Genomic DNA, 20,467 nt, shown 5'->3' with positions numbered 1-20,467 from the left:
TTATATGTAAGAAATAGTAAATTTAAAAATTTCAAAGTTGAGCCGATACGACTAAAATTTTATGATAAATTTTTGATTATGTATTGACAAAAAAGCAAAATTTACATATAATTTCGTCACTCAATTTAAAAGAGTGCTAAAAAATCAAAAACAAAAATTCTTAATAAAAGGAAAAAAAATGAAATTTCAACCGCTTGGAAAACGCGTATTGATTTCACGCGAAGAAGAGGTTAAAACAACGGCTTCTGGCATTATCATACCTGATAACGCTTCAAAAGAAAAACCTTCAACAGGTAAAATCGTAGAAGTAGGCACGGAGTGCGACGGCGTAAAAAAAGGCGATGTGGTAGCATTCGCAAAATACGCAGGTAGCGAAATCACGCTAGATGATAAGAAATATCTTATCTTAAATTTCGAAGATGTTTTAGGCATAATAAAATAGTAAAGGAAAGAAAATGGCAAAAGAGATAAATTTTTCAGATGACGCTAGAAACAGGCTTTATAACGGCGTTAAAAAACTAAATGATGCAGTAAAAGTTACAATGGGACCAAGAGGCAGAAATGTGCTTATCCAAAAAAGTTTTGGCGCACCTGCTATCACAAAAGACGGCGTAAGCGTGGCAAAAGAGATCGAGCTTAAAGATACTATCGAAAATATGGGTGCAAGTTTGGTTAGAGAAGTTGCAAGCAAAACAAACGACGAAGCAGGTGATGGCACAACGACTGCGACCGTTTTAGCTCACGCTATTTTCAAAGAAGGCTTACGCAATGTAACAGCAGGGGCAAATCCTATCGAAGTAAAACGCGGTATGGATAAATTCGCAGCTGCCGTTATCGAAGAGCTAAAAAAAGCTTCTAAAAAGGTAAGCGGAAAAACTGAAATAGCGCAAGTTGCGACAATTTCAGCAAATAACGATAGCGCAGTAGGCGATCTTATTTCAGAAGCTATGGAAAAAGTCGGCAAAGACGGCGTTATCACAGTCGAAGAAGCAAAATCAATCAACGACGAGCTAAATGTCGTCGAAGGTATGCAGTTTGACCGCGGTTACCTAAGCCCGTATTTCATCACAAACCCTGATAAAATGATAGTTGAGTTAAATTCGGCTCTTGTTTTACTATTTGATAAAAAAATCACAAATTTAAAAGATTTGCTTCCTGTTTTAGAGCAAGTTCAAAAAACAGGCAAACCGCTTTTAATCATCGCAGAAGACATCGAGGGCGAAGCTTTGGCAACTCTTGTTGTAAATAAACTTCGTGGCGTGTTAAACATTTCAGCTGTAAAAGCTCCGGGCTTTGGCGATAGAAGAAAAGCAATGCTTGAAGATATTGCGATTTTAACAGGCGGAGCGGTTATTAGCGAAGAGCTAGGCAGAACGCTAGAAAGCGCTAGTTTAGCCGATCTTGGTAAAGCTGAACGCATTGTCATCGACAAAGATAACACAACAATCGTAAATGGCGCAGGCGAGAAAAAGGCGATAAACGCTAGAATTTCGCAAATCAAGGCTCAAATCGCCGAGACTACAAGCGATTATGATAAAGAAAAATTGCAAGAAAGATTAGCTAAGCTAAGCGGCGGCGTTGCTGTCATAAAAGTAGGCGCAGCAACCGAAACAGAGATGAAAGAGAAAAAAGATCGCGTTGATGATGCGCTAAATGCTACAAAAGCTGCCGTTGATGAAGGTATCGTTATAGGTGGCGGAGCTGCACTAATAAAAGCAAGTCTAAGTGTAAAACTAGATCTAAAAGGTGATGAAAAAATAGGTGCCGATATAGTAAAAAGAGCGCTTTTTGCACCGCTTCGACAAATCGCAGAAAATGCAGGATTTGACGCAGGTGTAGTCGCAAACGGCGTAGCCGAAAACAAAGATAAAAAATTCGGCTTTAACGCAGCAAACGGCGAATATGTCGATATGTTTAAAGCAGGTATCATTGACCCTGTAAAAGTTGAAAGAATCGCACTTCAAAACGCCGTAAGCGTGGCAAGTCTGCTACTAACGACAGAAGCAACCGTTAGCGAAATAAAAGAAGACAAACCTGCAATGCCAGCGATGCCGGATATGGGCGGAATGGGCGGAATGATGTAGTTTTCGCTTCGGCTTTTAAGTGCTTTTGCAACTTGTTCGTGTTCGCTACATTGCGACGCACGAACAAGTGTATCTTATTTGCTCACACTCACAAATTACAAAATCACCTTTTCTGCTTGCAGTTGCGAGTGCAACGAAGCAAAAAATACTTCATAAAACACAAATTCACAAATTTGAAGGAATTTACAAATTTAAATTTTTACGACCACAAATTTTCTGATGACTGCTTTGGATCGGTAATTTTTCCGTCTATATTAACTCGCTTAATGTCTTTGATATAAATATCAAATTTTTCTTTTAAAAATCTATTTAAATTCACATATTCGCCTTGCGAAAGCTCCGAAAGCATGATTTCTATATCTCCTATTACAATAAATTCAGTTTTACGGCTTTTCATAATTCCAAATAATTCTAAAAGTAGCAATCCGGGAAGCATAATCACACTAAAAAACCAATTTACACCAATAAAATCCTTTTTTTCTTTCTCTGAACCGTATAAAAACCACGAATGGTGTTGGAAAAGATTTGGAAATATATAAATTTCATCAACATTATCTATTTTTTCTACAATGTTTCTATGTTTTATGCTAAATAAATTTGTTTGTATAATTTTATCATCAAAAAAAACTATATTTTTACTTTTTTTAAATAAAAATATAAAAATGGCTATGCCGATAAGCATAATACCACCGCCAACTCTACTGACAATCATATAATCAACATTAGTAAAATTTGAACCTAATATAAAGAAAAAAACACCAAAATACAAAAAACTGATTAAGGTGAAATTTCTACTATAATTTTTTATCGTAAAAAGCGATTTTTTATCTTTGTAAGTATCCAAAATATCTCCTTTTTGTCATTTTGATTGAAAAACTATTATATCATTTTTTTTTTTTGCAAAATTTGATTTGTAAATTTTAGTTTTTAGCCACTACAACGAGATTTTTAAAAATTTGAAAAATTCGTAAATTTTGACTAAAATTCCTTTCAAATTTAGGCAAAAAGGTAGAAAAAATGAACCAAATCGAGCGAATAGAAAAAATGAGTGAGTTTTTAAAAGAAGTGCAAAACGCACAAAAAGAATTTGAAATCGCACTAGAAAATTTTAAAAATTCGCAAAAAATGATGAAAAAACTTAGCAAATACTATTTTGACGGCGTGTGGCGAAAGGATTACGAGTGCGACGAGCAGGGCAAAATTCCAAAAGCTATAAATCGTGGCGCACTCAGTGAAGACGGTATTTACAACGCCTTTTGCGAAAACAAATATCTTGCAAAACAAATGCAAAAAATAGCAAAGGAAATTTTAAAAGAAAAGTAAATTTTAAATTTAAAGTAGATTAGCGTAAAAAATCAAAATTTAAACCGCGTTTTGGTAAAATCCAAAAATGCAAATTTTTTTAAATTTTTAAGGTAAATTTAGTGATGAGATACAAAACAAAACAGATAAAAGTGGGCTCCCTTGCTATCGGCGGAGACGCGCCGATTTCGGTGCAGTCGATGACATTTTCGAAGACAAAAGATATAAATGGCACACTTGCGCAAATCAATCGCCTGTATTTTGCGGGGGCTGATTTGGTGCGATGTGCTGTGCTAGATCATGACGACGCAAAAGCTTTGGCAGAGATAAAGAAAAACTCGCCCTTGCCGATAGTCGCAGATATTCATTTTAACTATCGCTTGGCGCTTGAAGTCGCCCCTTTTGTCGATGCGATTCGCATAAATCCGGGAAATATCGGCGGAAGTGAGCGAATAAAAGAAGTGGTAAAAGTGTGCAAAGAGCGAAATTTGCCGATTCGCATAGGCGTAAATTCGGGCTCACTCGAAGAGCAGTTTGAAGCCAAATTTGGTAGAACCCCACAAGGTATGGTGCAAAGTGCGCTTTATAATTTCAAATTGCTCGAAGACTTCGATTTTACTGACATTGCGATTTCGCTAAAAAGCTCCGATGTGCCTCGCACGGTTGAAGCCTACCGCACACTTCGTCCGCTTTGCGAGTATCCGTTTCACTTAGGCGTTACCGAAGCCGGGACTACATTTCACGCTACGATAAAAAGTGCAATCGCACTTGGAACGCTTTTATTAGAGGGTATCGGCGATACGATGAGAGTAAGCATAACCGGCGAACTTGAAGAAGAAATCAAAGTCGCCAAAGCGATACTCCAAGATGCCGGAGTGCAAAAAAGTGGCATAAATATCATCTCATGTCCTACTTGTGGGCGTTTGCAAAGCGATTTAGTAAGTGCGATTAAAATCGTAGAAGAACGAACAAAACACATAAAAGCACCTTTAAATATCTCTGTCATGGGCTGCGTGGTAAATGCGCTTGGCGAAGCCAAAGGCGCAGATGTCGCAATCGCCTTTGGCAAGGGAAACGGACTAGTGATTAGGCGTGGCGAAATAGTAGCAAAGCTAAAAGAGAGCGAACTCGTAGAGATATTTTTGCAAGAAGTAGAAGATGAGGTGAAAAACTATGAAAAATGATAAAATAAATGTTGAAATTTCATCAAATTTATATGATATTGACCTTGAAAGGTCGATTTTAAGCTCGATTTTTTATAACGATGACGGATTTAGCGAGATTTTGGACATTATAAATTCGCAAGATTTTTATTTTAAAGGGCATAGCGACATTTTTAGTGCGATTATTGATTGCGTTAATAACGACGAGCCGATAGATCCTGCATTTGCGAAAAAACGCTTAGGCGATAGATACGATGAGAGCGTATTTACCGAGATTTTGGCGACTAGCTCGTTAATCGATGTCAAAAAATATGCAAAAGAGTTGAAAGAAAAATCTATCAAACGCTCACTTGTGAAAATCGCACACAAAATTCCAAACGAAGTAAATGAGCCAAAACCTAGCAAAGATATGGTCGATGACATAAGTGCCGAAATTTACGCACTTGTCGATGACGAGCATAGCTCAGCCATAAAAGAAATGCCACAAATTTTAACAGAAGTCGCAAACGAAATCAAAAAACAAAAAGAGTTAGCCGATCAAGATCTAATCGGGCTTGACACGGGCTTTCGCTATCTAAACGAATATACAAAAGGCTTTAAAGACGGCGAACTCATCATCATAGCGGCGCGTCCCGGTATGGGAAAGACGGCGTTTGCGTTAAATGTCATTATGAAAACTTTGGCGTTGAATAAAGGCGTGGCGTTTTTCTCGCTCGAAATGTCGGCAGCTCAGCTGATGATGCGTATAATGAGTGCAAAAACTTCGATTCCGCTTTCAAACATAATGACAGGCAAAATGGACGATGACGAATTTAGTCGTTTTAACGACGCCCTTAACGATATGCTTGATAAACAGCTTTTTGTCTATGATAGCGGATATGTAAATATCCACCAAATTCGCACCCAACTTCGCAAACTAAAAGCCGCAAACGCTAATATTAGCCTTTGTGTGATCGATTATATCGGGCTTATGACGAGTTCTAGCACATATAACGAAAGGCATTTGCAAATCGCTGAAATTTCGCGTGGCTTGAAACTTTTAGCGCGTGAGCTAAATATGCCAATCGTTGCGTTGTCGCAGTTAAATCGTGGGCTAGAAAGTAGGGCAAATAAACGCCCAATGCTAAGCGATTTACGCGAAAGCGGGGCGATCGAGCAAGACGCCGATGTGATTTTATTTGTTTATCGAAACGATTTTTACGCCGAACAAGAAGAAAAAGAGCGAGAAGAACGCGCTAGAAACGAAGGACGCGAGTATGAACGCAAATTTATACCAAACGCAAACGAAGAAAAAGCCGAAATCATAGTCGGCAAAAACCGAAACGGCGCACTTGGCACGGTCGAAGTGGTTTTTCAAAAGCAATTTACAAGATTTGTAGATAATAGCTTTATGCCGACAAATATCGAACCACTCGAAGCCGTGGAGTTTCAAGGATAGGATTTTGTGTAATTAAATTCAGCCTAGCTTTTTCGTCATGCGAATTCAAACAGACGAATTTAGTCTAGTCCTTCGTTCGCCTGACGAAAAATCGTCGGCATTTGTGGCTCGAATTTGTTATCAAATGTCATTGCGAGAGTGCAAAGCACTCGAAGCAATCGCCAAGCGAGTTTTTTGCAAATTTGCTTGATTTGTCATTGCGAGAATTTGCGTAGCAAATTCGAAGCAATCGCCAATGCTTAAATTTAGAATTTGCTCGATTTGTCATTGCGAGTGAGTGAAACGAACGAAGCAATCGCCAATGTTTAAATTTAGAATTTGTTTTTTGGAAAAATTTATAAAATTTGGTTGTTTTGAATTATTTGAATTATTTGAATTATTTGAATTATTTGAATTATTTGAATTATTTGAATTATTTGAATTATTTGAATTATTTGAATTATTTGAATTATTTGAATTATTTGAATTATTTGAATTATTTGAATTATTTGAATTATTTGAATTCTGCAAATTTACATTTTTGTTATTTTAACTCTGGCGATTGCCACGACGGCTACGCCGTCTCGCAATGACAAATCAGGCAAATTTGCAAATTCAAAGAAAAATTTGCAAATTCAGTAAATTTATAGCAAAATTTGATTTAATAAATTTAAATTAAAACAAAAAAAAGGAAAAAAATGGCGAATTTGCTTGTAAAAATCGTAATTTTTGCTTCGCTTTTTGTTTTTACGATTTTTTGCGCCGAGTTTGGCGACATAAGCGTTTTTGCCTTTTTTGTATTTTGGACTTTTATTATTGCAAAAGAGATTTTTGATTATATTTATGCTCGTAAAATCGCCTTGCACAGGGGTTTTTACAAAAACGAAAGCAAAATTCGCAAACTTCTTTCGGGCAAAATTTTAAGTGCGATTTTTGCGTTTTTTTCTGCCGTTATTTTAGCTTTTTCATTGATTTTGAATTTGCTTAGCATTTTGCCTTTTGAGTTTGCTTTTGTTTTTACGATACTGCCTGTTTTGTTTGTTTTGATGCGATTTTTTATTTTAAAAATTTTCAAAAACGAAGTTAAAAATTTGCATTTTGCCACCAAAAAATGGGTGATTTTGATTTCAGCTTTTTTAGGCGTTTTGATCTTTTTTATTTTGAATTTGGTTTTTGATTTTAATGCAAATTTTACAGGCGAAATTTCGCAGCAAACTTCGCTGTGGTCGTATTTGGCTTCACAAAGCGTTAATGCAGGTTTTGCTTCAAGGATTTTAAATGAAATTTTTGTTTATTCGTTTTACATAAACGAAGCACAAAATTATCTGCAAAATGCCTATTTTAGCGATGAAAAGGCATTTATTTTGCTTTTTATCAGTCTAAATAAATTTCTGTTTTTTGTCGCCATTTTGCATTTTATTTCGTATTTTTTTGGCACGAGACAAAGCGAAAAACTACCTAAATTTGGACTTTTTATCGCTACGATTTTAACTTTGGCTTATTTTACTTTGATATTAAATTTAGCCCCAAAAACGCAAAAGAATTTGCAAAATTTTAATTCACAAGAAACGATAAGTGCAAAAACTTTTGAATTTATACTTAAAAACGGCGTAAAATTCGAGCTTGAAAGCAAAAAAGTTAGCGAATTTATAAATGAATTTAACGCCACAAAAACTAGCGCTAAAAATATCACGATAAATGCGCTAAATGCTTACATAGACAGCGTTTTTGAAAACGGCGCAAGGCTTGTTGCGAAAAAAACGGCAGATTTTAACTATTCGGCAATGAGCGATTATTTGGTGCTATTTCACGGCGTGGTTGATAAAAACTCAACCAAATTTTTAAACGATAAATTTACGCAGTTTTTAAACGAAAGTTTTCCGCAAAATTTCAACGAAAATATCGAAAAACTCGTTATTTCTGGCATTAGCGAATATGAGAAAAATCTAAATTCGCTTTTAGTTAAAACTAGCGGAAATTTAAGTTTTGACCTAAATATCACAAATGAATTTTTGCTGCAAAACAAGCTTACAAGAGTGCAAGGAAGTGCGATGGGAGCGGGTTTTGTTGGAAGTGCGATAACACTAAAAATAATCGCAAAATCACTAGCTAAAACAAATGCTAAACTAGCAGCCAGTGCGACCACTGGCAGTAGTGGCGTAGTGTGTGGCGCAGGTGCCATCGTGTGCGTTCCGGCACTTGCTGTGGCGACTTGGTTTGGGTTTGATTATCTATTTGCAAAGGGCGATGAAGCGTTAAATCGTGCCGATTTCGAACGCCAAATTTACAATCAAATTCTGCAAAGTAAAGATGAATTTAAAAATTCGCTAAATAGCGATATAAACGCTTCTTTTGAGCAAATTTCAGACGAAATTTTTCAAAGTATCAAGCAAAACTAGTCAAAATTGTTTTTTGTATTGCATCGCAGTATAATTTTCATAATAAAATGAAAAGCTTATAAAAATAAGAGAATTTTGAACTTAAAATATCGTAAAAATGGATATTTGTCATAAAAAAATAAATTTTTTAAAAATTTCTTGTAAAAAATTTGCATTTTTTAAAAATTTTGGGTATAATTCGAGTAACATTTTACATACAGGTATGTAAAGTGAAATTTATTTTAAGGAGTAAGCCATGAAAAAAGGTTTCACTATGATCGAATTGATCTTCGTTATTGTTATTTTAGGTATCTTGGCAGCTGTTGCTATCCCAAGACTAGCTGCAACTAGAGATGACGCAGAAATTAGTAAAGTTGCAACAAATATTCAAACATTGGTTTCAGATTTAGGTGCGTACTATACAAGCCAAGGCAAATGGGCAGCTGGTACTGCTGTTAAAGATAAATTAAAAGAAATGACAAAAGTTTCTCACCCAGTAAACGCTAAAGCTGAAAGTTGCTTGACAGTGAGTGAGTTTAAAGATGACGGTGGAGAAGTTAAATTAACTTTTAGTGGTAAAGGTCTTTGTGAGCAAGTTTGGGGAATGCCTGGTTTGAAACAAATTGCAGAGGGTGCTAATGTTGCTGTTACTAGTCTTAAAGGTACTACAAAAGATGGCAATATCACATTCGGTGGCAAAGGTGTTTCATACGAATAAGTCGAACTTGAAGTTTTGATAACTCTTGGCTCGGGAGCTTTGCTTCCGAGCCTTTTTTATTTCTATAATTTTTCCTATGTTTAATCAACTATGATTTTTATTTAATTGTTCTTTACATATAAAAAATTCAGGCTCATAGCTAAAAATTTACAAATAAATGTATTTTTTTTACATTGTTGTTGAGATTGTAATTTAGTAAATTTGCAGCAATAATAAATGCTTAAATTTAATATTTTATTTTTCAAATTTGAAAATTTAGTTTTCATTTATTTGTTTGACAATTATTTCGAAAAAGTTTATTTATTGTAATTAGAGTAAAAACAAAATTTTTTAAATTGTTTCTGTAATGCAAAGTAGCTTATTAGAAATGTCAATAAAAATAATTCGCTATATTTTTATATTTGTAATACTTAGAAATGATAATGAAAAAATAAATTTATTAACTTTCCTAAGGTTATACGAAGCAACTAAAATAACCAACCTATAAAAGATATGTTTTACTGAAAAAAGTGTTGCGCCTATTTAAAGCCATAACGATTTCTTAGAAAACAGGCACAACACTAATAAAATAAATCAGGCTTAAAAAATTAAGCCTGATAAAATTTAATTAGATGTTTCATCATTGCCATTGAAAACAACGCTTATCCCGCCAGCTTTTAATGTATTAGGAGTTTTTTTGCCCCCTTCATCAGAAGCTATATGTCCTTTTATTTGTGCTATACCCGGCATAGCCCATACTTTCCCACATAGACCAGCATCGTTAATACTTACTTCTATCTCGCCTCTTGTATTATCTGTTGCTCCCCATGTGAGACAAGTTTCAGTTTTGATTTTAATTGGACTAGGAACTTTGGTCATTTCGATTATCGTTCCAAACTGACCCTGTGATGTGTAATATCCACTGATGTCAGTAATGGCAGTTTGGATATTCATGGCTGCTTTTGAAATCTCAGCATCATCCCTAGTTGCAGCTAATCTTGGGATAGCAACAGCTGCCAAGATACCTAAAATAACAATAACAAAGATCAATTCGATCATAGTAAAACCCTTTTTCATGATTACCCCTTAATAAATTGAATTTATTTTACATACATTTATGCAAAATAATTATGTAATTTTATCGCAAAACCATAAAAAATACAAATTTTATGTATGCTAATAATATTTAGCGATATTTGAAGATAGTAGTAGTTTCTTAAAAATTAAATATTTAGTTTCTGTGAAACTCAAACAAAATATTTGGCTTTTGTAAGCCAAATATTTTTAAATTTTTACGCAGTTTGTGTTGTAGTTTTTTTGCGTAAAACCCATTGTTTCGCAAAAACAATGGCTAATATAGCCAAACCTACGCCAAAACTCATAGTTTCGTTTGCGACAAAAGAGAAGTATTTCGCACAGATATTTGGCACGACCATAAACGGCGTAACAGCTAGTAATAAAATGCGTTCAACTATGTTGCATTTGGTTACAAACCAGCCTTGTAAAGCCGACGAAAAGGCAAACATACCCAAAAGCGCAGTCGCAAAAATCACGCAAATTTGAAGCGGATCGTTTATCCAAACTATGCTTTTAGAATCCATCGCATCGCCAACGCTTTCTATAAGTAAAAGTTTGTTATTAAAGAAAAATGCAAACGGCAAAAGTGCTGTTCTAAGGTCATAGATAAAGCCTTGGACGCCTACGGTTACGGGATTTGCTTTTGCGATTCCAGCTGCTGCGTAAGCTGCTATGCCAACAGGCGGAGTATCATCAGCTAAAATTCCAAAATAAAAAACAAACATATGCACGGCGATTGCGGGAACCAAAAAACCGTTTTTGGCTGCTAGTAGCAAAATCACAGGGGCAATAAGGCTAGAAACCACGATATAGTTTGCCGTTGTCGGTAAGCCCATACCCAAAATAAGGCTCATCACAGCCGTTAAAAGCAAAATCAAAACTATGCTATTTCCTGCGATTGCTTCTACGATTTCAGATAGCACTTGCCCAAGTCCAGTTAGCGAAATCGAACCGATAATAACACCCGCTAACGCCGTTGCTATGGCAACCGTTACCATATTTTTGGCTGCATCGACCATCGCCCAAAAAATATCGCTAAATCCGCGCGTGAAATCCGATTTTTCGATTTTTTCTTTCATTATAAATTTGCGAATCGGCTCTTGGATAACAATCATCACAAACAAAACACAAATCGAGTTAAAAGCTGCCGAAATAGCAGATTCTTTGGCAATCAAAAGCGTATATAAAAGCACCAAAACAGGGATTAAATAGTGAATTCCGCTAAGTATGATTTTGAGTTTTTCTACAAATTTAAGCCTATCATCGCTTCCGGTAAGCCCAAGTTTGCAACTTTCCAAATGCACGATATAAACCAAACTTGCATAACAGACAAACGCAGGAATCACCGCTGCTATCATAACATTTGTATAGCTCATACCCAAAAATTCAGCGATGATAAATGCCGCTGCCCCCATGATAGGCGGCATTAGCTGACCATTTACACCTGCTGCAACAGTAATCGCGCCTGATTTTACAGCCGTAAGCCCTGATTTTCTCATAAGCGGAATCGTAAAAGTGCCGACAGTTGCGACATTTGCGGTCGAGCTTCCACTTATCATACCGGTTAATCCACTTGCTATTACACTTGCTTTTGCAGGACCGCCTTTAAATTTGCCAAGCAATGCAAAGGCTACATTTATGAAATACTGTCCGGCACCAGCTTTTTCTAGCAATGCTCCAAAAAGCACAAACAGATAGATAAAACTCGTGCTAACTCCGACAGGAACGCCAAAAACGCCCTCTGTGGTTAAAAACATATGCCCCGCAAGGCGTTCTATACTAGCGCCTTGATGAGAAATAAGATCTGGCATATATTGCCCAAAATAGCAATATAGCAAGAAAATTCCTGCTATTATCGGAAGTGCGGGTCCTACCATACGGCGTCCTGCTTCAAAAAGCACGATTAGAGCAGTAAAAGCTACGATAATGTCAAATTGCGTATAATCTCCCGGTCTTTGCGAAAGCGAATAAAATGCAAGCGCAGGGTAAAGCACTGCCAAAACGCCAACTATAAATAAAATCCAATCGTAAATCGGAACATAAGTCGAAAGTCTTTTGGAACTAAACGGAAAATACAAAAATATTATCGCAACGGCAAATGCCACATGTATAGAACGAGCAATCGTCGTATTTGTTGGCGAAAATGCCAAATAAAGCTGAAAAACCGACCAAGAAAAGCATATTGCCGTAACTAAATATGCAAGTTTCGTGGAAGTAAATTCACGATTTTTTACTTCTACAAATTTTTCGTCCTTAGTTTCAGTCATTATTTAAGAATTCCTGCTTCTTTAAAGACAGCTTCTGCTGCTGGGTGAAGTGGAGCTGAAAGACCTTCAACAAGCGATTCTTTTGTAACCAAGCCAAGTGCTGGGTGAAGTTTTTTATACTCATCAAAGTTATCCAAAATCGCTTTAACTACGGCTTTAACGCTTTCATCGCTTTGATTTTTGCTAGCAACTAAAACAGCTTTTACGCCGACAGTTTGCGTATCGTGATCAACACCTTCATACATATTTGCAGGAATCACGCCTTTTGCAAAATATGGATATTTTTCCAAAAGTGCGTTCATTTGCTCATCTTCGATACCTACTAAATCAATCGGAAGTGAAGTTGCGGCATCTGTTACATTTGCTGTTGGGTGTCCAACCATAAAGTAATATCCGTCTATTTTTTTATCTTTTAGTGCCATTGGGCATTCATTTACGGTTAAAACGCCACGATGACCTAGTTTATTTACATCAAATTTGTATTGATCATAAACGATTAGAGCTGTTACTTCGTTGCCACTGCCCGGGTTTCCGACATTGATTTTTTTGCCTTCTAAGTCATTGTATGATTTAATGCCACTCTCTTTTGAAACGACAAAAGCTAGAAGCTCAGGGTAAATCGAAACAACAGAACGCAAGTCTTGGTTGCCGTCGTTTTCAAATTTGCCTTTTCCGTTAAATTTGTCATAAACAACATCGCTTTGAACAAAGCCGAAATTTAGCTCTTTTTTCAAAACATTATTTACATTATAAACAGAACCGCCAGTTGATTGAACTGAGCATTTCATATCTTTATTCATATTTACCAAACGACAAATCGCACCGCCAACCGGATAGTAAGTTCCCGTCATAGAACCAGTGCCAATAGTAACGAATTCTTTTGCGCCCAAAAATGAACCTGCTAATACCAAACTAGCAGCAACTGCTGAAATTTTTTTCATCAATATTCTCCTTAAAAAAATTTATAGAAAAGTATCGCATTCTATTCATAAAATTGAGATAAAATTATTAAATTTTAAGCCAAATTTAATAATCTGGTGTGAAAATTTGTAACATTGTCAAATTTAGAATGTTTTAACGATAAATTTAATTTACTTCTTGCAGTCACAAAGTTTATCACATTTATTTTGTGAATAGCAGTTACAACAGCCATTGCAACAAGAAAATTCGCTACAACCACCACAACAACCGCCGTTTTTGCGTTTTTTAATGATACTTCGAAGGGCAAATAAAACAGCAAGTAGTAAAATAGCTAAAATAATCAAATTTATATTCATATCAAAATCCCAAAATCGTAGCAATAATTTTAATTATAAAAGCCACAATCCAAGCGATTACGCACTGCCAAAGCGCAACAAAAATCGCCCATTTTGTGCCAAGCTCTCTTCTAATAGAAGCAATCGCAGCCACGCAAGGGGTGTAGAGCAAACTAAAAACAAGCAAACAAATCGCAGATAGCGGTGTTAAAAGCGAATTTAAATTTCCACCCATCAAAACTTCGATCGTAGAAACAACGCTTTCTTTTGCCATAAATCCGCTGATAAGCGACGCTGCGATTTTCCAGTCTCCAAGTCCAAGCGGTGAAAGTGGTGCTTCAAAAATCTTTGAAACATTCGCTAAAATGCTTTTTGATGAATCTTCCACTAAGTCTAAACGCAAATCAAAACTTTGTAAAAACCAAACTATAATCGTAGCGATAAAAATAACCGTAAAAGCTCGTTGGATAAAGTCTTTTGCCTTTTCCCAAAGAAGTTGGATTATATTACGAAGGCTAGGAAAACGATAATTTGGAAGTTCCATTACAAACGGCACAGGTTCGCCTTTAAATAGTGTTTTTCGGTATAAAAACGCAATCAAAATCGCCGTTAAAATTCCTAACAAATAAAGCCCAAGCATAACCGCTCCGCCGTTTTTAGGGAAAAACGCTGCCACAAAAAAGGCATAGATCGGCAGTTTTGCCGAACAGCTCATCATCGGCGTTAGCAAGATCGTCATCTTTCTATCTCTATCGCTTGGAAGTGTGCGTGTCGCCATAATAGCAGGAACAGAACAGCCAAAACCGATGAGCATAGGCACGATACTGCGACCAGAAAGCCCGATTCCGCGCAAAAGTTTATCCATAAAAAAAGCAACCCTAGCGATATAACCTGTATCTTCTAAAATCGCTAAAAAGAAAAATAGGGTTACGATAATCGGCAAAAAGCTTAAAACGCTTCCCACACCTGCAAAAATGCCGTCTATGATAAGCCCGTGCAAAACTTCGTTTGTGCCTAATGCACTTAAATTTTCATCGCAAAATTCTGTAAATTTATCTATCAAATTTGCCAAAATATCTTGCAAACCTGCTCCGACAAGGTTAAAAGTAGCATAAAAAATAAGCCCCATAACGGCAAAAAATATCGGAATAGCCAAATATTTATTTGTAAGCACACTATCGATTTTTTGCGAACGAAGTCGCTCTTTGCTTTTGCTAGGTTTATTTACCGTTTTAGCACAGACCTTGTGGATAAATGAAAATCGCATATCGGCAATGGCTGAATTTATATCTAGTCCGCGTTCTTTTTCGGTTTGCAAAATAATATGTTCGATTGTTTCATGTTCGTTTTTGTCTAAATTTAGCCTTTGAGCGATTGTTTTGTCTCTTTCTAAAAGTTTATCGGCGGCAAATCTTGCCGGAATTTCAGCTTTTACGGCGTGATCGTGGATTAGATGAATAACTGCATGTAAGGCTCTATGCACGGCTCCGCCGTTGTCGTCTTTGTCGCAAAGATCTCCGATTTGCGGTTTTTCTTGATAATGAGCGATATGCACAGCATGGCGAATTAGCTCATCTACGCCTTGATTTTTAACAGCAGAAATAGCGATTACAGGCACTCCAAGCAGGTGTTCCATAGTATTTATATCTATGCTTCCGCCATTACCGGCTACTTCATCTATCATATTTAGCGCTACAATCATCGGAATATTTAGTTCTAAAAGTTGCATACTAAGGTATAAATTTCGCTCGATATTACTTGCATCAATGATATTTATAATACAATGCGGTTTATGATTTAGCAAGAAATTTACTGCGATTTTTTCATCGTCTGAATACGGCGTCATCGAGTAAATGCCCGGTAAATCCGTTACAATCGTATTTGGATAATTTTTTATCTTACCGCTTTTGCCCTCGACTGTTACGCCTGGAAAATTTCCGATATGTTGTTTTATCCCTGTTAATTGATTAAAAAGCGTTGATTTTCCGCTATTTTGGTTACCGATTAGGGCAAAAGATAAAAGCTCACAGGCGTTGATCTTTTCGCCACCTTCATCGATGTGATAAATTCCTTCTTCGCCAAGCCCCGGGTGGGCTATTTCTTGTTTTAGCGTGGTTTCATCGCTAAATTTTATTTCATTATCAGCCAAATCTTTATCGCTAAGCTTTTGCACTACGATTTGTTCTGCTTCGTTAAGTCTCAAACTAAGCGTGTAACCACGCAAATTTAGCTCAATCGGATCGCCCATAGGCGCAAATTTAATCACGCTTATAGTTGTTTGCGGGATCAAACCCATATCTAAAAATCTCTGCCTAAGCTTTCCGTTGCCTTTTATTTCGGTTATCTTGGCGTTTTCGCCGACTTTTAATTTATCAAGTGTAATATTATCGTTTTTCAAAATTTGCCTTGCAAAAAAATTTTTTGATTATAGCAATCATTTTATAAAAAAGTAATAAATTTTGTAGAAATCGGATAAAATTTAGATGATTTAATAAAATCATCTAAATTCCGAAATTAATCGATAAATCTTTTTGTCAAATTTTCATACGCTTCGATACGACGATCGCGTAAAAACGGCCACCACCGACGGACATTTTCGCACCTTTGCATATCGATTGTAACGACTTGTGCTAGTTCGTCTGTGTCGTTTGCACGAAAAATTTGCTCCCCTTGGCTTCCGAAAACAAAGCTATTTCCCCAAAAGCGAATTCCGTTTTCTTTTGGATTTTTTGAATTTTTGCATTTTTCAAATTCGCTTATATTTTGCGGTTCAAAACCTATGCGATTTACCGCAATCACAGGAATTCCATTTGCTACGCTGTGCCCTCTTTGCACGGCTACCCAAGCTTCAAGTTGGCGAGATTTTTCGTCTTTTGCGTCCCCGTCAAACCAGCCGATAGCCGTCGGATAAATCAAGATTTCAGCGCCCCTTAACGCCATCAAACGCGCAGCTTCCGGATACCACTGATCCCAGCACACCAAAACGCCAAGTCGCCCCACGCTCGTATCGATAGGCTCAAAACCAAGATCGCCCGGCGTAAAATAAAATTTTTCGTAAAATTGTGGATCATCAGGTATATGCATTTTTCGGTAGATTCCTGCGATTTTGCCGTCTTTTTCAAAAACTACGGCAGTGTTATGATAAAGCCCTGCGGTGCGTTTTTCAAATAAAGAAGTTACCAAAACAATGCCAAATTTTTTTGCCACTTTTCCCCAAAAAACCTTATCATCTTCCCACGAATTTGCCAAATCAAAACACTCAACGCTTTCGTTTTGACAAAAATAGTAATTTTGATGAAGTTCTTGTAAAATCACAAGCTGGGCGCCATTTTTTGCAACCTTTTCTATTAAATCTAGCGTTTTTTGGATAGTTTTTTCTTTATTTCCCATAAATTTATGTGCTACAAGTCCGACTTGTAAATTTTTCATAACTTTTCCTTAAAATTTTAAATTTCAAAATTATAGCAAAATATTTTTTATTAGACTTTATTAAGTAAAGTATTTAGATTTTTATTTTTAAAACACGACTAAGTTGTCAGTAAAAATTCGCAAATTTAAAAAGCATTGCTTTTTAAATTTGCCACTTCTAGCGTGCAGGGGTTGGGGGATTGTAAGGGGGAAGGGGGCGCTTCGCAAGTCAGCCCACTTCCTCCTTACAAGGCAATTTTAAATTTATACAACAATGTTTTAATAAAGTATTTTTAAATAAAATCTTAAATTTGCATTTTAAAGTGCAAATTTATTTTGACTAGAACAGTGCAAACTTCCGTTTTGACGGATAAAAACTCGTGCATCAATGCCGATTATTTCGCGATTTGGACACGCTTTTTTAAGGCGATCTAGCACGATTTTATCATTTTTGTCATTGTATGTTGGCACGATTAAAGCGTCATTTATAAAGATAAAATTCGCATAAGTAGCCCCAAGACGGCGATTTTCATAAAAAATCGGACTTGGAAGCGGAAGCTCGATGAGATTAAATCCTGTTTTTTCTAGCTCGTTTTTTAGCAAATTTAGCTCTGCAAAATGCTCGTCGTTTTCATCTTCGCAAATGCTAAATGCGATCGTTTCTTCATCAACAAATCTCGCTAAGGTATCGACATGACTATCGGTGTCATCACCTTTTATGAAGCCGTGATCTAGCCAAATGATTTTTTTAAGCCCGAAAATTTCTTTTAGCTTTTTATCAAGCTCGTTTTGATTTAGGTGCGAATTTCGATTTTCATTTAGTAGGCAAGCCTTTGTCGTTAGCATTACGCCACGCCCGTTAAAATCGATACTTCCGCCCTCTAAAATCAAATCCAAATTTATCAAATTTTCGCCTAAAATCTTAAAAAGTTTTTCATTTACGGCGTTATCTTTTTCGCTCTCAAATTTTCCGCCCCAAGCGTTGAATTTAAAATTTAAATTCTCAATTTTGCCGTTATTTTCCCTATTTATCGCACCATAATCTCTAATCCAAGTGTCGTTTGTCGGAATTTTAAAATGCCTTACATTTGCTATATTGCCACAAATTCGCCTAAAATCATCGTCATTTGGCGTAATCACAAAAACAGGCTGAAATCTCGCAACTGCCTTTATAAATTCCCTATAACTAGCCCAAATTTCGTCCAAATACCCAGCCCAGTCGGTATCTTTATGTGGCAACGCCACAAAAAGGGCATCTTGTCTTTCCCACTCGCCGAATGCTCTCATTTTTATCCTTTATTTTTTTGCGTTATTATAATGAAATTTGATTAAATTTTTGCAGTTTTTATGCGTTCTTTAAAATCAGGCATGATTTTACTAATAAATTCATAAAATTCGCTTCTATGGTGCGGGTAGATTAAATGTGTTAGCTCGTGCAGAACGACATATTCGATAAATTTAAGGTCTTTTTTTACCAAATTTAAAGAGAGATTTATGTAGCCTTTTTTGTGGTTGCAACTGCCCCAGCGAGTCTCCATTTTGCGAAATACAACGCGATTTATAGGGCGATTTATAAACGGCAAAAAATTAGCGATAAATTCGTTGCAGATTTTTTTAAGTTCTAAATTTGCAAATTTATAAATTTCGCCTTCATTTTTCGCAAATATCATATTTTGCGTGATTTCGACATTTTTAAATTTATCATTTAGTTCAAATTTATAAATTTTGCCAAATAGCATTATTTCGTCATTTTCTAGGCTGTTTTTTTGAATTTTTGATAGAGTTTTTTCTATCCAAGCTGTGTGTTTGTCTATAAAATCCTTACAATCTTGTAAAGTAAAATTTTTTGGCACACTTGATTTTATCTCGCCGTTTTTAGAAATTTTAATCCTAGCGTATTTAACAGCCTTAAATTCGATTAAAACGCTAAAATTTGCGAATTTTAAACTAGCCGTTTGCTTTGCCATTTTTTGCTCTTCCAGCGAAGCGTATTAGCTAATCCTCTTAGCCACTCATCGCAAAAAAATCCTATCCAAACGCCTAAAATTCCAACTCCATAGTGAATTCCAAGCAAATATCCAACCGGGATTGACACGCCCCACATAAAAATTAATCCCATATAAAACGGAAATCTAGCGTCCCCGCTAGCACGAAGCGCATTTACAAAAACGATATTTAGCGTTCGCCCGATTTCAAGGGCTATGGTAAGATAAAAAAGCGGTCGCATGACGCTTTTGTGCTCAGAGCTTAAATTTACAAGTTCCATTATAAACTCACGCCCAAAAAATACGATCGCTATGAAAAACGCAGTGGCTATTAGACCAAATTTAAGAGCTTTAAAAGTGTGATTATAGGCTTCTTGCATAGCATTCGCCCCAACCATGCGACCGACGATGACTTCATTTGCCATGCTTATCGCACTTCCTGCAAAAAATATAAAGCTTGAAATTTGAAAATAAATCGTCTGCACCGTTAAGCTCGTCTCGCCCATGCTTGCAACAAAGGCAAAAGCAACCATATACTGCGTTATCCAAAGCAAATTTTCTCCGGCACTTGGAAGTCCGACGGAGAGAATTTTGCGTAAAATCGTGGTGCTTAAATTCAAAAACATAGCTAGATAAAATTTGATTTTTATCACTTTTATGGCGATTATGAAAAATAGCGTTACGCCGATGATACGAGCTGTTATGGTGCTAACGCCAATACCAGCTAGACCATAAAACGGCAGTCCAAAAGGCTGGAATAGGGCGATGTAATTTCCGGTAAGTGTGATTAAATTCATAATCACAGCGATAATGATAATATAGTTTGCATATCCATAGACCCGCACCACAGCTGACATTAAAATCGCCAAAGCATCGATTGCAAAAACAATGCTAATGATTTTAAGATAAATGGCGCTATCTGCTAAAAGCTCATTAGGCACCTGCAAAAGTCTTAGTAAATTCGGTGCAAAAGCAAAGACAAAAGCACCGCACACAAGCCCCAAAAATGCGTTAAAAACTATGCTTGTGTGGATTGCTTTTAGGGCTAGGATTTTATTTTTTGCGCCGATTGCTTGTGCGACTACGACCGAGCAACCAACGGCTAAAAAGCCAAAAATGGTGATAAAAAGTAAGAAAATTTGATTTCCCGCACCAAGGGCGCCTACTAGTTTTACATTTACCAAACTTATCATATATGTGTTTATTAACCCAGTTAGTAGCCTTAATGACATATCGATATAAATGGCACCGCTTAGGCGGAAAAGTGAGACTTCCTTCATCAACTCTCTTTTGTAAATTTGAAATTTTTATGAATTTGGTCTGATATTTTAGCTAAAAGTTATAAATTTAAAGCAAATTCGCAAAAAATCTTTATTTGTAATAAATTTTTTAACTAAATTTCTGTAAAATTAAAAAATTTATTCAGCAAGGGT

Annotated in this window: 17 protein-coding genes; 7 read left to right on the top strand and 10 right to left on the bottom strand. The window is 36.2% G+C overall.

The annotated features are described in order from the left end of the window. Positions 1–178 precede the first annotated feature (178 nt). Both groES and groL read left to right on the top strand, forming a co-directional pair. Positions 179–442, top strand: coding sequence for a co-chaperone GroES (gene groES / locus PF026_RS04355; RefSeq protein ID WP_270863926.1), 264 nt, complete (start codon positions 179–181; stop codon positions 440–442). Positions 443–455: 13 nt separating this feature from the next. Beyond that, positions 456–2,084 carry a chaperonin GroEL gene (groL, locus tag PF026_RS04350; RefSeq protein WP_270870433.1) on the top strand — a complete coding sequence of 543 codons (1,629 nt, stop codon included), beginning with the start codon at positions 456–458 and terminating at the stop codon, positions 2,082–2,084. Between the two features lie 199 nt (positions 2,085–2,283). Here the strand turns inward: groL and PF026_RS04345 are convergent, their stop codons facing one another. Then, the gene (locus PF026_RS04345) at positions 2,284–2,928 is read right to left on the bottom strand and encodes a hypothetical protein (RefSeq protein WP_270863924.1); all 645 of its coding nucleotides are present in this window, start codon (positions 2,926–2,928) and stop codon (positions 2,284–2,286) included. 173 nt (positions 2,929–3,101) lie between these two features. Between PF026_RS04345 and PF026_RS04340 the strand changes: the two genes are divergently transcribed. The 5 genes from PF026_RS04340 (at position 3,102) to PF026_RS04320 (ending at position 9,062) form a co-directional block, all read left to right on the top strand. Continuing rightward, complete coding sequence (locus PF026_RS04340) at positions 3,102–3,407, top strand: DUF4298 domain-containing protein (RefSeq protein ID WP_270863923.1); 306 nt, start codon at positions 3,102–3,104, stop codon at positions 3,405–3,407. A gap of 101 nt (positions 3,408–3,508) precedes the next feature. After that, entirely contained in the window at positions 3,509–4,570 is a 1,062-nt protein-coding gene (gene ispG / locus PF026_RS04335) for a flavodoxin-dependent (E)-4-hydroxy-3-methylbut-2-enyl-diphosphate synthase (protein ID WP_270863922.1), read from the top strand. A gap of 16 nt (positions 4,571–4,586) precedes the next feature. Further along, positions 4,587–5,987, top strand: a complete 1,401-nt coding sequence (locus PF026_RS04330) for a replicative DNA helicase (RefSeq protein WP_373566995.1) — start codon at positions 4,587–4,589, stop codon at positions 5,985–5,987. 677 nt (positions 5,988–6,664) lie between these two features. Further along, positions 6,665–8,365: a hypothetical protein gene (locus PF026_RS04325; protein WP_270863919.1), complete on the top strand. Its 1,701-nt coding sequence runs from the start codon at positions 6,665–6,667 to the stop codon at positions 8,363–8,365. Between the two features lie 235 nt (positions 8,366–8,600). Then, the gene (locus PF026_RS04320; protein ID WP_270863918.1) at positions 8,601–9,062 is read left to right on the top strand and encodes a type II secretion system protein; all 462 of its coding nucleotides are present in this window, start codon (positions 8,601–8,603) and stop codon (positions 9,060–9,062) included. 603 nt (positions 9,063–9,665) lie between these two features. Here PF026_RS04320 and PF026_RS04315 read toward each other — a convergent pair. The 9 genes from PF026_RS04315 to PF026_RS04275 form a co-directional block, all read right to left on the bottom strand. Beyond that, complete coding sequence (locus tag PF026_RS04315; protein ID WP_270863917.1) at positions 9,666–10,118, bottom strand: type II secretion system protein; 453 nt, start codon at positions 10,116–10,118, stop codon at positions 9,666–9,668. Positions 10,119–10,333: 215 nt separating this feature from the next. Then, on the bottom strand, positions 10,334–12,385 hold the full coding sequence (locus PF026_RS04310) for a TRAP transporter permease (RefSeq protein WP_270863916.1): 2,052 nt from the start codon (positions 12,383–12,385) through the stop codon (positions 10,334–10,336). After that, entirely contained in the window at positions 12,385–13,326 is a 942-nt protein-coding gene (locus PF026_RS04305) for a TAXI family TRAP transporter solute-binding subunit (RefSeq protein WP_270860850.1), read from the bottom strand. The genes PF026_RS04310 and PF026_RS04305 overlap by 1 nt, the downstream gene beginning before the upstream one ends. Before the next feature lie 150 nt (positions 13,327–13,476). Beyond that, positions 13,477–13,662 (bottom strand): hypothetical protein, encoded by a 186-nt coding sequence (locus tag PF026_RS04300; RefSeq protein ID WP_270863915.1) that lies wholly within the window; start codon positions 13,660–13,662, stop codon positions 13,477–13,479. Between the two features lies 1 nt (position 13,663). Beyond that, positions 13,664–16,039: a ferrous iron transport protein B gene (gene feoB / locus PF026_RS04295; RefSeq protein ID WP_270863914.1), complete on the bottom strand. Its 2,376-nt coding sequence runs from the start codon at positions 16,037–16,039 to the stop codon at positions 13,664–13,666. A 116-nt stretch (positions 16,040–16,155) separates the two neighbouring features. Beyond that, on the bottom strand, positions 16,156–17,070 hold the full coding sequence (locus PF026_RS04290) for a carbon-nitrogen hydrolase (protein WP_270870434.1): 915 nt from the start codon (positions 17,068–17,070) through the stop codon (positions 16,156–16,158). A 297-nt stretch (positions 17,071–17,367) separates the two neighbouring features. Beyond that, on the bottom strand, positions 17,368–18,336 hold the full coding sequence (locus tag PF026_RS04285; RefSeq protein ID WP_270870435.1) for an agmatine deiminase family protein: 969 nt from the start codon (positions 18,334–18,336) through the stop codon (positions 17,368–17,370). 41 nt (positions 18,337–18,377) lie between these two features. After that, positions 18,378–19,016 (bottom strand): M48 family metallopeptidase, encoded by a 639-nt coding sequence (locus PF026_RS04280; protein ID WP_270870436.1) that lies wholly within the window; start codon positions 19,014–19,016, stop codon positions 18,378–18,380. Beyond that, complete coding sequence (locus PF026_RS04275; protein WP_270870437.1) at positions 18,992–20,314, bottom strand: MATE family efflux transporter; 1,323 nt, start codon at positions 20,312–20,314, stop codon at positions 18,992–18,994. The genes PF026_RS04280 and PF026_RS04275 overlap by 25 nt, the downstream gene beginning before the upstream one ends. Positions 20,315–20,467: the final 153 nt, after the last annotated feature.

The sequence above is a fragment of the Campylobacter sp. CS_NA3 genome, assembly GCF_027797495.1.
GTDB lineage: Bacteria > Campylobacterota > Campylobacteria > Campylobacterales > Campylobacteraceae > Campylobacter_B.
The sequence above is the reverse complement of the archived record's forward strand: the minus strand, read 5'-3'. Positions and strand labels throughout refer to the sequence as shown.

Coding starts and splice junctions, on each gene's coding strand:
- groES (WP_270863926.1), top strand. CDS start 179: ATGAAATTTCAACCGCTTGGAAAACGCGTATTGATTTCACGCGAAGAA.
- groL (WP_270870433.1), top strand. CDS start 456: ATGGCAAAAGAGATAAATTTTTCAGATGACGCTAGAAACAGGCTTTAT.
- PF026_RS04340 (WP_270863923.1), top strand. CDS start 3,102: ATGAACCAAATCGAGCGAATAGAAAAAATGAGTGAGTTTTTAAAAGAA.
- PF026_RS04325 (WP_270863919.1), top strand. CDS start 6,665: ATGGCGAATTTGCTTGTAAAAATCGTAATTTTTGCTTCGCTTTTTGTT.
- PF026_RS04320 (WP_270863918.1), top strand. CDS start 8,601: ATGAAAAAAGGTTTCACTATGATCGAATTGATCTTCGTTATTGTTATT.
- PF026_RS04315 (WP_270863917.1), bottom strand. CDS start 10,118: ATGAAAAAGGGTTTTACTATGATCGAATTGATCTTTGTTATTGTTATT.
- PF026_RS04310 (WP_270863916.1), bottom strand. CDS start 12,385: ATGACTGAAACTAAGGACGAAAAATTTGTAGAAGTAAAAAATCGTGAA.
- PF026_RS04305 (WP_270860850.1), bottom strand. CDS start 13,326: ATGAAAAAAATTTCAGCAGTTGCTGCTAGTTTGGTATTAGCAGGTTCA.
- PF026_RS04300 (WP_270863915.1), bottom strand. CDS start 13,662: ATGAATATAAATTTGATTATTTTAGCTATTTTACTACTTGCTGTTTTA.
- PF026_RS04290 (WP_270870434.1), bottom strand. CDS start 17,070: ATGAAAAATTTACAAGTCGGACTTGTAGCACATAAATTTATGGGAAAT.
- PF026_RS04285 (WP_270870435.1), bottom strand. CDS start 18,336: ATGAGAGCATTCGGCGAGTGGGAAAGACAAGATGCCCTTTTTGTGGCG.
- PF026_RS04280 (WP_270870436.1), bottom strand. CDS start 19,016: ATGGCAAAGCAAACGGCTAGTTTAAAATTCGCAAATTTTAGCGTTTTA.
- PF026_RS04275 (WP_270870437.1), bottom strand. CDS start 20,314: ATGAAGGAAGTCTCACTTTTCCGCCTAAGCGGTGCCATTTATATCGAT.